Origin of the sequence: Proteus hauseri (assembly GCF_004116975.1) — a bacterium.
Lineage (GTDB): Bacteria > Pseudomonadota > Gammaproteobacteria > Enterobacterales > Enterobacteriaceae > Proteus > Proteus hauseri.
Genome location: NZ_CP026364.1, coordinates 1,368,572 through 1,385,142, shown reverse-complemented (window position 1 = coordinate 1,385,142; position 16,571 = coordinate 1,368,572). Strand labels below are relative to the sequence as shown.

At 39.9% G+C, this 16,571-nt stretch carries 12 protein-coding genes; 2 read left to right on the top strand and 10 right to left on the bottom strand.

What is annotated here, in order from left to right:
* Positions 1-81 precede the first annotated feature (81 nt).
* Both PH4a_RS06290 and chbG read left to right on the top strand, forming a co-directional pair.
* Positions 82-1,437, top strand: a complete 1,356-nt coding sequence (locus PH4a_RS06290; protein ID WP_129038600.1) for a 6-phospho-beta-glucosidase — start codon at positions 82-84, stop codon at positions 1,435-1,437.
* A 39-nt stretch (positions 1,438-1,476) separates the two neighbouring features.
* A complete protein-coding gene (gene chbG / locus PH4a_RS06285) occupies positions 1,477-2,238 on the top strand; it encodes a chitin disaccharide deacetylase (RefSeq protein WP_129038597.1) in 762 nt (253 codons plus the stop codon).
* 175 nt (positions 2,239-2,413) lie between these two features.
* On the opposite strand, the gene PH4a_RS06280 is transcribed toward chbG, so the two are convergent.
* From PH4a_RS06280 to PH4a_RS06235, 10 genes are all read right to left on the bottom strand, one after another.
* Positions 2,414-2,977 carry an Ail/Lom family outer membrane beta-barrel protein gene (locus PH4a_RS06280; RefSeq protein ID WP_129038595.1) on the bottom strand — a complete coding sequence of 188 codons (564 nt, stop codon included), beginning with the start codon at positions 2,975-2,977 and terminating at the stop codon, positions 2,414-2,416.
* Between the two features lie 210 nt (positions 2,978-3,187).
* Positions 3,188-3,676: a hypothetical protein gene (locus PH4a_RS06275; protein ID WP_244212941.1), complete on the bottom strand. Its 489-nt coding sequence runs from the start codon at positions 3,674-3,676 to the stop codon at positions 3,188-3,190.
* Positions 3,677-3,687: 11 nt separating this feature from the next.
* Entirely contained in the window at positions 3,688-4,371 is a 684-nt protein-coding gene (locus tag PH4a_RS06270; RefSeq protein WP_129038593.1) for a hypothetical protein, read from the bottom strand.
* 23 nt (positions 4,372-4,394) lie between these two features.
* A complete protein-coding gene (locus PH4a_RS06265) occupies positions 4,395-5,951 on the bottom strand; it encodes an SUMF1/EgtB/PvdO family nonheme iron enzyme (RefSeq protein ID WP_208730478.1) in 1,557 nt (518 codons plus the stop codon).
* Positions 5,941-7,176 (bottom strand): ABC transporter permease, encoded by a 1,236-nt coding sequence (locus PH4a_RS06260; protein WP_129038591.1) that lies wholly within the window; start codon positions 7,174-7,176, stop codon positions 5,941-5,943. The genes PH4a_RS06265 and PH4a_RS06260 overlap by 11 nt, the downstream gene beginning before the upstream one ends.
* Complete coding sequence (locus tag PH4a_RS06255; protein WP_129038589.1) at positions 7,157-7,849, bottom strand: ABC transporter ATP-binding protein; 693 nt, start codon at positions 7,847-7,849, stop codon at positions 7,157-7,159. The genes PH4a_RS06260 and PH4a_RS06255 overlap by 20 nt, the downstream gene beginning before the upstream one ends.
* Positions 7,849-9,849, bottom strand: coding sequence for a vWA domain-containing protein (locus PH4a_RS06250; RefSeq protein ID WP_129038587.1), 2,001 nt, complete (start codon positions 9,847-9,849; stop codon positions 7,849-7,851). The genes PH4a_RS06255 and PH4a_RS06250 overlap by 1 nt, the downstream gene beginning before the upstream one ends.
* Before the next feature lie 9 nt (positions 9,850-9,858).
* Complete coding sequence (locus PH4a_RS06245) at positions 9,859-10,869, bottom strand: hypothetical protein (RefSeq protein WP_129038585.1); 1,011 nt, start codon at positions 10,867-10,869, stop codon at positions 9,859-9,861.
* Between the two features lie 3 nt (positions 10,870-10,872).
* Positions 10,873-13,590, bottom strand: a complete 2,718-nt coding sequence (locus PH4a_RS06240) for a putative virulence factor (protein WP_129038583.1) — start codon at positions 13,588-13,590, stop codon at positions 10,873-10,875.
* Entirely contained in the window at positions 13,587-16,568 is a 2,982-nt protein-coding gene (locus PH4a_RS06235; protein ID WP_129038581.1) for a virulence factor SrfB, read from the bottom strand. Before PH4a_RS06235 ends, PH4a_RS06240 begins: the two co-directional genes overlap by 4 nt.
* Positions 16,569-16,571: the final 3 nt, after the last annotated feature.

The window sequence follows — 16,571 nt, the reverse complement described above, 5'->3', positions numbered from 1 at the left end:
ATTTTTCTTAGGGGCTTTTACGCCTGAAATTCACCATTAATACACAAATAACAGCATTATTATGTTGTATGGGAGTATTTTATGAGTCATAAATTAAAAGTGGTTACCATTGGTGGTGGCAGTAGCTATACACCTGAGTTATTAGAAGGCTTTATTAAGCGCTACCATGAGTTACCTATTACAGAGCTGTGGTTAGTGGATGTTGCTGAGGGTAAAGAAAAGCTCGATATTATTTTTGAGCTTTGCCAGCGGATGGTAAAAAAAGCGGGTATTCCTTTAACTATTCATAAAACATTAAATCGTCGTGAAGCACTAAAAGATGCCGATTTTGTCACAACACAATTACGTGTTGGGCAATTAAAAGCGAGAGAACTTGATGAGTCTATTCCTTTAAGTCATGGTTATTTAGGTCAAGAAACTAATGGTGCTGGTGGCTTATTTAAAGGCTTACGTACTATTCCCGTTATTTTTGACATTATTAAAGATGTTGAAGAAATATGTCCAAATGCGTGGATTATTAATTTCACCAATCCAGCAGGCATGGTGACAGAAGCCGTTTATCGTCATACCAATTTTAAAAAGTTTATTGGTGTTTGTAATATTCCTATTGGTATGAAGATGTTTATTACAGATGTTCTGGATCTTACAGATAAAGATGAGCTTTCTATTGATTTATTTGGTTTAAATCACATGGTGTTTATTAAGGATGTAATTGTAAATGGTCAGTCTCGTTTCCCTGAGTTATTAGATGGTGTTGCTTCTGGCACATTAACTGCGGGCTCAGTAAAAAATATTTTTGATTTACCATTTAGTGAAGGATTAATTCGTTCTCTTAATATGCTGCCGTGCTCTTATTTGCTGTATTACTTTAAGCAAAAAGAGATGCTAGCAATAGAGATGGGAGAATATTATAAAGGCGGTGCTCGCGCTAAAGTGGTGCAAAAAGTCGAAAAACAATTATTCGACCTTTATAAAGACCCGGACTTAAATATCAAACCTAAAGAGCTTGAATTACGAGGTGGTGCTTATTATTCCGATGCTGCCTGTGAGGTCATTAATGCCATCTATAATGACAAACAAGCTGAGCATTATGTCAATATTCCACATCATGGGCATATTGATAATATACCTGCGGATTGGTCGATAGAGGTAACGGCTATTTTAGGGCGCGATGGCGCTAAACCACACCCGCGTTTAACGCATTTTGATGAAAAAGTGATGGGATTAATTCATACCATTAAAGCCTTTGAAATTGCGGCAAGTAAAGCGGCAATAACAGGCGAATTAAATGATGCATTGTTGGCAATGAATTTAACACCATTAGTGCTTTCAGATAAAGATGCTGAAGTATTAACGCGAGAATTATTATTAGCACATAAAGCGCATCTACCTAATTTTGCTAAAGCGATAGCACAGTTAGAAAAGAACGCTCATTAATCATTAAAATGATGCGAAAATAAGTAAAAAGGAGACAAAATGGCGCGTTTATTGATTGTTAATGCAGATGATTTCGGGCTTAGCAAGGGACAAAACTATGGCATTGCAGAGTGTCATCGTTATGGTGTGGTGACATCAACAACCGCATTAGTTAACGCCGAAGGCATTGAACATGCAGCGCAATTACGTAAAGAGTTACCTAACTTGGGTGTAGGGCTTCATTTTACGCTGACAATGGGTAAGCCACTGTCTCCTTTATCCTCTTTAACGCGTGATGGTGTATTAGGTAAGTGGGTTTGGCAGATGGCAGAAGAGGGTGATTTACCTTTAGATGAAATACGCATTGAATTACAGGCTCAATATCAGCGCTTTATCGATATTTTTGCTTGTGAACCCGACCATATTGATAGCCACCATCATGTACATATGTTTAAGCAAATTTTTCCTATTGTTGCGGAGTTTGCAAAAGAAAAATCACTGCCATTACGAGTGGATAGACCTTTGGCAAAACAAGATTCTATTGAAACTCAAGGTGTTTTAAGTAGCGATGGTTTTGATAGCCAATTTTATGGTGATGAAATATCACAAGCACTATTTTTAAAAGTACTTGATGAATCATTAGCGCGTAAAGAGCATTCTTTAGAGGTGATGACGCATCCCGCGTTTATTGATAATCCATTACGTGCAAGCGGTTATTGTTTTCAACGTTTAGCGGAGCTTGAAGTATTAACAGAATTATCGTTAAAAAAAGCAATAGTAGAGCGAGGATATCAATTAGGCACTTATCAAAATTTAATTTAATCATGTAGTTTTTTAAAACGGATGTATTAGTGTTATACCCTGGTGTGAGTCATTTTGGTTTTTAATTTGCCTCTGTTTTTATATAAAGCAGAGGCGTTTTTATTTGAATAAATGTTATCGTATTATTTTAACTAAGATAAGCACATACTATATTAATAATATATGCTCGCTGTGATTAAAAACGATAACCAATATTGGCGATAAAGCCATCGATAATCATTTTATTTTTAGCAATTTCGCTAAATTTATAGCGGCTATTTTCATATCCTAAAGAAATAGACAGCACTTCAGTTGGGTTAATCATAATACCCGCCCCCCAGCTAAATGCATTTTTTTTAACTTTATTTTTATTAAATTCGCTTTTATCTATATTTTTAAATTGTATTTGACTGATACCCGCAACACCATAAACACTAAAATAATCATTTAAGCGTAAAGTAGGTCCTGTCATAACAGAATAATAACGAGTATTAATATCTTTTAATACTCTTTTGACTGATTTATCTAAATCATATTCGTTCTGGGTATAGGTGGTGGTTGCTAAAATACCAAATTGTTTATTGAGTTCTTGACGAAGTGAAATAACACCGCCATGCATTGGATTTTGACCTTCCATTTTTATCTGTGAATAACCCGCAGAAAGTGTTGTCTTACCAAATTGTAGATCATCATGTGCATTGGCAGAAGAAATAGAAAATAAACCTGTGATAAGTAAAGCTGATAGCAATTGTTTTTTCATTTGTTATATCCCTTTATTAATCGTAAAGAAGCGGGATTATAGTAATGAGGATATTTTTTAGGATATTAAAAAAGGTTCTTTAATTTGATAACTGTGTTTTTTATAAAAAACACATAACTAATTTAGAATTAATTTAATGTCAGCATTATAATTAACTATATTTTTTTAATTATAACTCCCCATAAATTATATGGGGAGTTATAAAGTATTTTACTTCAGCCCTAAATCACTTTGTAAATCGATCACTTTATTTTGTAGACCTTCTAACTCGAGCTGTTTTTCCATCACTGATTTTGATGGATTGTTTTGTACAGCTTTCATTCTTTTATCAATATCATCAATTTGTTTTTGAATATCACCTTGGCCTTTGGTTTTTTGGCGAATTTGATTTAACAAATTATTCATTGATTGATTTAAAGCGCGTTGATTAGCTTGTTGCGTTTTTAAATCAGCGTTGCTTTGCTGTTTTTCTTTCTCAATAGCAGCAAGTACTGCTTTAAACTCAGTATTTAATGCTTGTTCATTACCTAAGACTGCTTTTTTCTGCTCTATGCGATTATCATAAGTGCCTGAATAATTACAATTAAATTTTGTAATAATACTGACATCACCTGTGGTAGGGTCGCAATCTGCTGGATTTGTTACACAACCACTTAACAGTAGTGTCATACCCACAAGGGAGAGAGGTAAAAGTTTCATTATCATCCTTTTTAACTAAGTCTTATTGCAGTGCGTTGAGAGTAGAGGCTATCTAGCTCTTCTTGTAAAGAGGCTACTTGTTGTTTCATCCCAGTGATTTGCTTATCAAGTTGCGCTGTTTTTATACCGTCATCACGACTTTTAGCCGCAATATCTCGCCATTCTGCTTCACGTTTTGTCATATCAGATAAACGAGAACGCAAAGCGGCGATATTGGCATCGATACCTTTTAATTGTTTTTCAGCTGCGGCTTTATTTAAGCGTTGCTGCTTCATATCTTGCTCGATTTTAGCTAATGCTTTTTTGTCGTCATCAATGACAGCTCTTGCTGCATTAGATGCACTTTGTAAATGCTGATTCTCTTTTTTAATATCAGCAATCATCGAGTTAAGCATCTCTTCCTTAGAAGAATAATCTTTACGTTTATTATCTAAATAGGCGTTAGCACCAATACCCACACCACAGCCAGCAACTGCGGCGATAAGCATACATGCGCCTTTGTTACTTGAATTTGATACTAAGCAACCTAGAGCACCAATAGCAGCACCACCAGCACAAGCTGTAATACCTGATTTGCTGAAGAACTCCATATCGCTATTGTTGGTGATACGAGGATCTGCGCCATTATTGCTTTGACATCCCGATAAGACCAACACAGTACTTAAGCCAAGCACAGCCATTAACTGCTTTTTCATTTCACACCCATCTCAAGTCAATGTTATTGTTTTTTGCACGCTTCAAGCCATTCGTTCCGTGAAACCTTACCATTTGTCCAATATCCTTGGAGCCCTTGCATATAAGTTGAAAGGTACGTATTTAAATTTGATTTTCCTCTTGCTTCCATGAGTTGACGGACAACATCAACCTGAGGCTTCACAAGTGATGCATCATAGGTTGTTGCCATATCCACCAAAGTGTCAGCGTAATAGCTAACAACAAAATCGAGTGTTTTCTTGTGTTCGTTAACTTGTTCTTGGCGACGTTCACAGGTGGCATCTTTTGTGCCAGCAGGGCAGTTTTTATTATGAAGCGCAATGAGCCGGTCATAAAACTCGCCATCATCTTTTAATTTAGTGCAAAGAAATGCACCTAATTGCAATGAGGTTCTAATTGCTTGATCTCGTTGTTCATCACGCAGTTGAGCATTGGCTCGTAAGGTATTTTTTAACTCAGCCAATTGCTTTTTCAGCGCTTCATCTTCAACTTGCGTGGATAATGTATTTAAACTATTAATTGAGTTATCACTATTGGCTTTCGATTTATTGTTCGCCGGCTTTTCATTTCCTAACTGCTGCCACTCTTTTTCGATCTCTTTAATTTTGTCTCTAGACGTTAAGGTTGGCGCTACAATCGCTAAACGAAAACCAGTGTATTTATTTTTATTTGCACCCGTATTGGTGTAATAAGGCTCTTCTTGACGCCATGAGCTGCGCATATCGCTTTCTGGTGTTAAATAACTTCCGCCTCGTACAATAAAGCCACCGGCTTGGCCATGTAAGCGGTCGAGTTTATTCAGTCTAAAAGGTTCAAACATCATTTCAGCCGCGTTACCTAACATATCGTGTAATCCCAACGGGTTTGGCGATAGTAATCCAGTGAGTTGTAAAGAGCCGTTAGCGGATTGACTTCCTGCCGACCAAATGTAGTTTTTCGCGCCTTCAGGCATTGGAAAGCGGGTATCACGAAATTCTGAAGCAGATACTTTTAAGCCACCGCGAGCAGCAAATTCCCACTCAGTTTCTGTTGGTAAACGAGCAAAACCTTTGGTGCCATCTTCTACGGGTAAGGCTTCAGGGTGTTTGCTTCTTAGCCACTGATTATATTGATCAGCAAATTGCATTGCTTCATACCAGCTCACATTCACTTTAGGTAAACGTAATTTATTAGATGCTGTTGGGCACTCTTTACCATTAATCACAGCTTGCATTGCGTTAAATTGCAAATCAGTTACCGGGTATTTAGCCAGTAAATAATAGCGCCCTTTTTCTTTGGTTTTTAGCGGGAAACTGCCTGAAATATATTCAGCGCGTGATTGTTCTAAGTACCCCCATTCATCACCTTCTTGCCCTAGTGTCACACTGTAATCTTGTAGCGGCTGACTAAGTGGAATAGCGACTTGGCGAAAAACCATGGAACCTTCACAAGGAAAGGGCAAAACCACATCATCAGGCAGGGGTTTTGGATTAACAAACTTGTTATCCCACGCCGCAGATGCTGTGAAACTGCTAGATAACAGCGTGAATGATAAAGTTAATAGCGATAAATTAAATTTCACGTAAGCTCTCCGCGGGTTGAATAGAGACAGCGCGTAATGCGCCAATGCCAGCAACCACAAACGCCACTAGCAATGCACTGCCCATTGCAATCAATAAATCCCCAAATGTGAGCTGGCAAACAAATGCCTGTTCAGGAAGATGGGTACCTAATAATGTTGTAAATAGCTGGCTACCAACGCCATAGAGCATCAGCGCTAATATAAAGGCGAGACTGGTTAACAATAGGGCTTGCAGTACGATATATAAAGAAACCGCAAATTGACGAAAACCTAATAAGCGCAATACCGCCATATCTTTGCGTTTGCGGTCAATATTGGCAAGAAAAGCACCAATAAGAGATGCAACACAACCCAATAAAGAAACCCATGCAATGACAGAAAAAATGACATTCAGCACATAGCTAATCGCTTTAACCGAGTCAATTTGGCTTTTTTGCGTGATTACATCGATATGTTGTTGCGTAAACCAGTTATCTAAAGGCGCGATAGCATCTAAATCAGTGGCATAAAGGCGGGCTTTAGCAAATTGATTACGCGGTTTTGCTTCAACCCCCTCATTAATACCAAAAAGGGGAGCTTGATAGCCGTCACGATAATCTTCCATTGCAACTAATACATCAAGAGAGACAAATGCTGCCGCTCTTGGAAATTTGCTATCACTGATAATGGCACCAACAACAAAAGTACGTTTAGCCCGTTCATTAACGCCATTAAGTTTACGGCCGATAAACAAACGGACATTATCCCCTACATTGGCTTGGAGTTTTTGCGCAGCGTTAGCGGAGAGCACCAAGGTGTCATTATTTTGTGGAATAGCGACGTCTTCTAATAACGGGTCATTTTTCGCTGTTGGAATAATTTCTGCATTATCAATAAAATGCTGGCCATCAATAACAATATCAGCTTGTGTATTTAGGCTACGAGTCAGAGGAATAACAAAACGAACTTCTTTTTTTTGCGCAATCTCATCAAACCACGATGGTGGGTAATTGCCATTACCTAACATACGAATTTCGAGGTTACGAGGATCGTTAAGTAATTGGTGATGCAACTGCGTCACAATGCCATTTTTCAAACCAAATAGCAGAAGTAAAGGTGCAATCACAGAAACCAATGAAAACACAATACATAACGCGACCTTGCGATCATAAAGTAAGTCACGCCATGCTAATGAACAGAGTAATCCAAGGCGATTAGGTGTCTGGTTATTGTTTGATAAAGACACTGCCGCCTCCTTCTAATTGAGCGTGGTAATGGCTAAAGCCAAAGCGTTCAACCAAAGACCAATCGTGACTCACCACTAATGCTGAAATATTAAGTTGCTTTACCATCTCAACAATAAGCGCATATAACGCTTGTGCGTTATGAGGATCAAGCGCTGCTGTTGGCTCATCAGCGAGCAATAATGCCGGTTCGTGGGCGATAGCTCGAATAAAAGCAGCACGTTGGCGTTCGCCAATAGAGAGCTGGCGAGGTAGACGATTAAGCAAAGAACGCAATTGTAAATGGTCGATAACGTGATCAAGCCAGTCAGAATGAGGAGATAATCCCAACATTTTTCGTGGTAATTGGATATTTTGCATGACGGTTAAAAAAGGCAATAACCCGCCATTTTGCAGCATAAACCCCAGTTTTTCAGCACGTAGTGCAGAAAGTTGAGCTTGTTCATTACCTAATACGGCTTGTGTTATCGAGAAATTATCACCTAATTGAAATTGACTGAGCTCATCAGGACGTAAAATAAGCCCAATCATTTCTAGTAAAGTGCTTTTACCACAACCACTTAATCCCGTTAATGCACCAATTTCGCCTTTATCAAGCATTAGTGAAGGAAGCGCAACCCGAAAACCTTGTTGCGCATCACCACGGGTAATTGCCATTCCTTCAATCTGGATCATTAAGGTAAGTTTTCCAGAGGCACAGGATAAACGTGATCGCGAGGATCGCTTTGTGGTGCAAGGGATATCCAACGATCTACATCTTCGTTATAACGCTGATAATACTGTAGTTTCGTATTTAAGCGGCGAATAAATTTCTCTTGCTCAAGGCCATCCCAGCTTTTCCATGTTTCTTCATCTAAACCCAATACCTCACTAAGGTAAGGCAGGTTTTCGACGTATTCACCTAATAAGCCCATTTCGCCAAGCTTAGTGGCTGTACCTTGTTTGATTTGATTTGGATCGTTACCCATTGTTGCAGCAATAGAGCGTAAATCTGCAAACATATTGTCAGGTGAAATCAGTCCTTCGTTAGCGGCATTAACGATTTTTTTCATTACATCACTTAAATCGCTCAACTCACTTTTGGTCAGTAAAACCTGAACCTCTGTGGTGGGTACATTTTGTTGTAATAAATCGCGATCACTAATCCATGCTTTAAATACAGGCGGTGCTTTTGTACCTTGCTTTTCACCTAAATAGGCCAAACGCATGGCGTAACCTAAATCATGAGCATCGTTTAGTAAGGTGTTTGTTTCTTTATCTTTGCTATAGGTAGGATCGGCATTTAATGCGCTACCCACGGTTGCTTCACCACGATAAGCGGTCTGAATTTGTGTCGTGACCGCGGTGGCTAAGCTGTCGACCATTTTACCAAAATTATTTACGTCACCTGAATTGATGGGGTAGTAAAGTGATTTGTGTAAAAACGGATTTAGCGTTAACGCTTCATACTGCGCTTGCGCAGAGGCGTGATTTTTAGCACCGGATGGTGTTTTTAAATGCAGAGTATAAAGCGCAACACCACGATAAGCGGCTTCTTGACGAATTTGCTCTGCATCGAGTTTGGTTGATGAAAGCGGGTCATCGCCAGTTAACGCGCCAGCATCAGTAATTAAAATCACATAACGGGCACCAAAACGGGTCCAATCAACATCATCTAGCGCTTGCATAACACCAGCATAAGCATCTTCATCAAAACGACTACTTGAGACTTTTGCTTGGCGTAGCTCTTTTACTTTATTAAGGAAATCAGGACCATCTTTCACATCATTGGGATTAACAAACATTTTGCTGTCATATTCCAATGCAGGTACGGCTTTGATATTAGAGCGGAATGCAACTAAGCCAAATTTTACCTTATCAAGCATGTTGTCTTTTTCGACTTGAGCATAAACCTTTTGAATCGCTTCTTTGGTTCTATCAATATAAGGATCCATTGAAATGGTCGAGTCAATAACAAACACCACTGCCGCAGAGAAACCTTGCATCATATTTTCTGCATTAGCATCTTCTGGTGAGGTTGGTTTAGTTTTATTGGTAGTATTGGTATTTTGCGCTTCTTTGTTGTCTTTGGTTTGTGAAGAGACGGAAGCTACATTTAATACACGTACTTTATAGCCCGCATCAGTAAAGACCTCATCTGAATCTAAAACAGGTAATAGATAAAAATTGCTTTTCTGATCAATCATATAATCAGGCTCTTTTGCTAAAATCGCCGGATTAACTTTTTGATTTTTAATGTCAGTTAAGAATGGTTGATATTGTTTTTTAGGATCAGGGCTATCTAATAAGCCTTCTAAGGTCTGTTTCTCTTTAAAAAACAACATAGGATTACGACCCGCTGGGTTAGTAAATGCCAATGTTAATTGCATTTTCCACTCAGAAGTACAGTTTGCATTCATCCAACCACTAACATGACCTAAACTATCTGGCCCTACTTGTAGCCACTCATCTGCACCTTGTTTTTGGCGTTGATAAACATAAAAACGGCTAAAAGCAGGTTGTTCTTTTCCTGTTTTACCCACTGCATCTGTAATTTGGCAGCCAGGATAAGTTAATACACGTTGGTACAACGTTTTTTTGCCATCTTGTAACAGTGGTTTTTTCTCTTCAGCACTTACGGGTGCTGCCAGTATTAAACTACTGAGAATAAGCGTGAGCCAATGAGCTTTTTTCATCTGACTTTCCTATTTTTTCAGTGCTTCAAGACGCGTTTTTGCTTCGCTATTTTGTGAGTCGTGATTTAACACGGCTTCATACCAATAAATAGCAGTCTCTTTATCAGCATTAAAACAACCTTGTGAAGATGCCGACGCAGGGTCGTATTCACGGGCATAATTTAGTGCGATTTCAATATCTCCAGCCTGTGCTTTATAAGCATATAAACGCTGAGCGATATCACACTGTTGATTTTGTTTTGCTTGTTCAATAATCGTGATAATTGCTTTGCTATCAGGTTGGCTTTGTAGACAACTTTGAACAAAAGCTAGCGCTGTACCTGTTTTCATATTTTCGACACTACAAACCGCAGGCGCTGATGGTTCTGGGGTCGGTTCTGGTGCGGGTTCTCCGGCAGGATTACCACGAAGTAAGAAGAACCATGTTAATACGCCAGCCAGAATAACAATTAAAATAATGGCGAAAATAAGGCCATTTTTTGATTTTTTAGGTGTGGGTGTAGGGCGATGAGGGGGCTCATCTGCTGTTATTTCAGGAATAATCGGTTCGGGTTCTACAATAGATTCTGGTGCTTTGATTGGCTCGGGTTCAGGGCTATTTTCTACCACTGGTGCTGGTGGGATAGCTTGCTGATTAAGTGTTGCTGTTGATTTTAACGACTCACTCTGACCTTGTGCTTGTGATGCTAATACACCATCGCGAATACGTAATCGGCCAATATCTTGCGTTTCGTTATCGTCTTTTAACGTAAACTGGTACGCCATTTGTAAATTACTGACTAATGGATCGACCAAGGTTTTATCAAGAACAATTTGATAGCCGTCATCACACTCATCAAGAGAAAGTTGGTGAAAAAAGGCATTACCTACCCATTCACCTTGATCATTGAGAAAATAACGGTCTTGGTTACGCTGAATACTTAAATAAACAGGGGAAGCTTCACCTTCCCAATTACGAATACTTAATACTGCAAAGCCAGGACGGGCAGGTTGTACGGGTTTTAATTCTGGATTAAACACGAATTATGACTCCACGACAGAGGATTTCATGGTTTGAATAATTTGACCTAACAGTGCATTTTGTTCAGCACTGATTTCTCTACCTGCGGAATGTCCTGCATTCTCTGTGATAATTGCTGATAGAGCGATAAGCCAGTCAAATACAAACAAAAAGGTGTAGTTAACAGGCGTGGTAGGTAAACGAACTAAACGTTCGTCGTTACCCCATTGCACACTGTTACTGTCAGGTCTTTCAAAGATTTTATGACCTGCGTTAATTTTACTATCAGGACGCTCAGCATCGACATCTTTGAAATTAAACCAAGTAATAAAATCACCCAGTACATTATGAACACGAGAAGATTGCTGCTCAGCTAAGTCGTCACGACGAGCAATGGCTTCAGTACCCGCGAGTATTTTTAACATACGTTGTTCAACACCAAGGCGATTAATTGCGGTGATTAGTTCATCAACTAATAACACCATGATTTCTTGATCAATCCCTAGATAACTTAATAAGGCATTGTTATCAGGCAAGCTGCGTAGGTGGTTTATCCATAGCGCCATTACTTTGCGAGGATAAGCGACTTCGTTACCATGCCCTTTCGGCGCGTCATCTTCTTGTGGTACTAATGAAATTGGTGCATCACCTAGCAAATCAAAAGTGGGTTGTTCCATTGCGGCAAAGGCAGAAACCGGTGCCGGTGAAACCGCTTTTTTATCTGCGCTATTTAAAGTATTGAGCACTTCTTTTTCTTGCATATACAAGTCGTAAAGCGCTTTACGAGGTGGTAGCAGATAATCTAACAATGCCCCTTGAAGATAAGGGCGGCTTTGCATAAAACGTAAAATAGTTTCTGCATTACGACGCTTCACCAGTAACTCTTCTTCACCACCAGACTGATACCATTTTTCAAGATGATGACCAATTAAGTCACGCTGTACTTCTTGTAGTTGCTCGTTAATTCGCTCTAATTTTAGAGATTTCAGTGCAACAGTTTCAAGATAGCTTGCAAGGCGCTGCATACCACCATCGTTAAGCGATAGCATGGCATCCCAAGCTTGGTCTGGCTCTTTAATATAACGTTGGACGGTCTCATCTTCAGCAAAGGTTTTTTTCATCAAGCGTAGCTGTGAAACACTACCATCATTTAAGACGATTTCTTTGCCATTATCGATTTGAATAAAGGGTGTAGGCACACCTGGTTTACGCACTAAGAAGGTGTTATTAAAGGCTTCGCCATTCACCCAATCAGACATCCAAGGATATTGGCCAAAACGCTCTAACATGGCCATTTTGATCATGCCACCTTTACCCCATGACTGACGAAGTAATGCTTCATTCATATTCAGTGAGTTGGTGATACGCATATCAAACATTGTCATCGCCCAGATTAAACCTGAGGGACGCTTAGCGCGTGTTTGGGCATCTTTACCTTGAGTGTTATGGATCCACTCAGTTAATACGCCACCGACTTCTTTTACGTCAGATTGTTTATTTGATGCGGTACAAACAACCAGTACGTTCATTTCTTGATTATCGGTATAACGCTCAAAAAGATAGGCGACTTTACCACGTAAAATAAGCTGAGCCAGTGGGTTTGCACTATCATCATTAACCTGACGACGTACATCATCCATTGTTTCAACGCCTAAACGGCCGCGATAACCCGGAAAATCGAGTAATTCAACGTGTTCAAATAACGCTTTACTTGGTGCATCTAACAGCGGCACAACTAACTCAACCGTTAAGGCGGTTAGCTCTGCTAATGAGAGCCTAACAGGAGCTCCGACGCTGTCAGCATTAACAGGACAAACGCTAATTTGACTGTCGTTTTCAGTATTCAGACGCTCTAGCATATCAACGTTCATAATGCTGTCGTTTTGTACCAACATGCCGTCTTGCTCTTTGACTAGCGCAGACAGTGGTGCTAACACTAATGGCGCATGACCAAGTTGGCTTAATGTGGTACTAAAACGTTGATAAGCTGCGGTAAGTTCATCAATTTCACCCCACAATACAGCAAATAATTTTGCACGTTGTGCAATGGTGAGGTAAGGCGCGAGTTCAATTGCTTTAGGCCAAAATGTGGTTGCTAGTTTCTTCTGACTTTTCTCAGCATGACGTTGTAAATAGTCCCATAACGAGACGACATCGTCATGTGTAATACCCGCGATAGGCGTTGCATTTCGTTGGGTACTTAAGGTATTGATTAAGCGAGAAACCTTCTCTTCATCTAACTCAAAATCAATTTTTTCCTGATTAAAATCATACAGATAAGCATTGGCGAGAATTTTGATGATTTCGATTTCACTAAACAGATGCAGCTCAACAGGGTGATCTTGCGTGCCTTTAGTTGGTTTGCGGCTAAAGCGTGTGACTAACCCGGTCGCTTCTTTACCACCACCCGGTGGGTTAATATGTTCAATAAAATCAAGGGTTTTACCAGACATGCTGGTTTTAAGTCGGCCGTCTTCACCCGCTGCTAATGCGGAAATTAAGTAAGATTTGCCTGCTTGTGATAAGCCAAAAAAGCCCACAGACATTGGTCGCTGGGTTGCTAATGATAAGTTTTTTGCCATATTACGACTACGGCGTAGGCGATAAATTAGGCTATCGGCTTCAGTATTTAAGCGTGGAGCATTACCTCTGACGGAGGTTATCCAATCGATAGCTTTATCTGCACCTTGATAAATTGCATCCCACTTAGCGGTTAACTGTTTTTCATCAATCATATTCATTTACCTAATACACTCCCGCTATCTAGCCAATAGGATGTTTCACCAATACCACTATCTGCTAACGTATTGAGTTTAAAACTTAATTCATTTTTCGTTGCTCTGCCGTTAGTAATGCTGACTTCTTCAATTCGTAGTTTCTCTGATTTACTGTCATCATTTTCATGGCTAGATGCCCCTCTTTCGCTACCCAGTTTGATATGCAATACGCTATTTTCTTGGCTTAATTGCTGCGCAAGTTTTTGGCTCTTAATACGTAAAGTATAAAGTGGCGATGCTGGCCAACGTGCATTATCTAACTGACGGAAACCTAAGCGAATACCACCTCTTACTTCAAAGTAGGTATCAGGGTCAGGCTCAAATTTATCTTGGATATCACGATAATAAACATCGTTATCAGAGATAGTATTGTTGTTATCTAACATGCCCAAATAGCGTACTGTTGAGTAAGTTTTAAAGTTACCCGTTGAGAAATAAAAATTGAGTAAACGTGCATTCTCAGCCATTAAACACAGCATTGCGCCTACTGCAGCTGTCGATTTCGGGTCATCAATGCGACCTTTTTTATTAAACGGATACCAGCCACCCGTTTTATAACCATGTAGCGGTAAAATGCGCGATGGCGGTACAGGTTGTAAGACTTTAAATAGTGCCTGAATACCCGGTAAGCGAGATGGACGACCCGTCAGTAATAAAACATCACAAGAGTAGTAATAGAGCACTTCACACAGCGCTTTTAAGCTACGAGTGATATTGATCCGTTCACCAGAAATAAATTCAGCATGAAGTTGTGCAAAGTTAATTTGAACAGGTACATTTAAAATAGAGAATGCATCGCCACCGCCTAGCTCTTTATTGGCTGCGTCATCAATATAACGACGAACGTGTTCAGTCGGTTGAACCGCTAATAATTCACCAAAGGTACTGTTAATCCCCTCATGAGGAACCAGTGGGTCGTAATTTTCATATTGACTTAAAATACGCAACCCAATAGGGCTGAAGATTTGTAATGTGAGCTGTTGGCGTAACACTTGCTGTCCGGCATCTAATCCTTCACTACCAAAGAGTGAAGACATCAATGCATCAGCATCAGTAATGCCCGCATCTGTTAATGCAGTGCGCAACGCGGGTAAAACACAAATTTGAATGATATCTAATAAGATATCATCACCAGCAATTTTGAATCCTTCACGAAATAGTTGTGTTGGAATAATTTTAACGTTGCTACCTGTACCGGTATCGAGTTTATAGCGTGTGATAACCAAGTCGGTCGTACCACCGCCAATATCAATAGAAGCGATTTTTAGTGTGCTATCACCGGTGAGTAAGCGGTTGTCTTCGCGTACTTGGCTGGCAAAAAAGGCTTCAGTACGTTCACCAAATTTAATTTGAGTTTCGTTATAAAGATAAACCAGCTGACCACAGGTTGCTTCATCCCATTTAACGTGAATTTTTGGTAGTGGTGGACGACATTGTTCATCTTTGCCATCAAAACGCAGCTTTTCATCCGTTGGATCCCAATTCATTGCTTTCCAAATTAAACCTAATGCATTTTCCATACAGGTTTCAAAAATGGCGCGCTCTGGTTTTGGCATCGCTGGTGGAATGGTCAAAATGATATTGCGCAATTGGCGAGGGGCGCTTGCATGACTCATTTTAAGGCGCTGAGCTGGGCTGTTCATTTGCGTTAATGCTTGTGCTAACACTTCGGTTAGCATCATGGTCATTAGTGAACTACGCGTATAGTTTGGCGTAAAAACAGGCATCCGATCATCAGCGTCTAAGCGAAATAGTGGCTCACCATGATCGTTTAATAAATAGGTCATTGGAACAGCGGTAGCTAAAGGTTCTCTGTCGGTTTGACCAAAAGAGTGACTAAAACGCCAGCCCGGCGAATAAGGCGAATCATCCCATAAATAACGTTTTGGACTTGAAATCCCGGTTGATCCTTCAGTACCTAAACGTTGTGCCGCCATGCGATTAGCTTCTGGGCCAACTCGCCCAATTGTCGGCCACATAAAGGCGTTATTGCGTCCACTGCTCACTGAAAAATCTTGTTTACCAAAATCAGCTTGAGCAAATTCAACGCGACTTTCAAAAGGCTCGTTATAGATTTGATAAGGGCGATTTAAATCACGCAGTGTCATTTCATAAAGTTGCGTTAGCCCTTTGTTATCGTTGATATGGTCTTCAATTAAAATGCCACAAGTACGAGAGTTGCCTACATCAAGAATAAGATCTACTTCTATCGCAGGCTCTTGTGCTTTGGTTTCATTAATTTTGATCTCAGGTAGGCGAATTTTCTCACCTAATATATTGAGCAAATTAAGATAATGCGCTTGATGTTGAAACTCTTTTAGCGCCTCTTCTAACTCATCGTGGTACATCTTACTGACAGTCAGTGCTTTTTCGCTAAACACTTCTTTTAACCAACCATCAATCCACGGTATTTCAAGAAAGTTTTCAACTTCATAGCCTAAGTAGGCAAGGGCAAACGCGACACCAGAGCGAATATCTTCTTCGTTAGGAGCAAGATAAGCGGTATTGGCGCGATTAGGTTCAATACGGGTATCAAACGCCACAACAATGCGATGAGTATGACCATCTTCATCAGGCTCAGGCAGTTGATGGAACATCATTCTTACCCAGTTATCAGGGCCTTGAGAAAAAGCACGTGGTGGATTAAAGCGGAAAAATGGCACTGGTAGCCATGTTTCATTTAATAAGGTGAGTGATTCTTCAAGTGAAAAGCTAAGTTCAGCTTCTCTTGGGGTTTGAGGCTGATTTTTTGGCGCTGGGTAAAGGTAGTTATCATCACGCTCATTATAGATGAGTCGCATTAACGGGCCGTTCTCGCCTTTTTTAACAAATTCACCGTACTCTTTACGCTGAGGCAGTGTAAAGCCAAAATCCAGAAACTGAATATTACTGTCACGGATAAGGGTAATTTTATCTTTATAATCGGTCAGTGGCGCTAACATGAA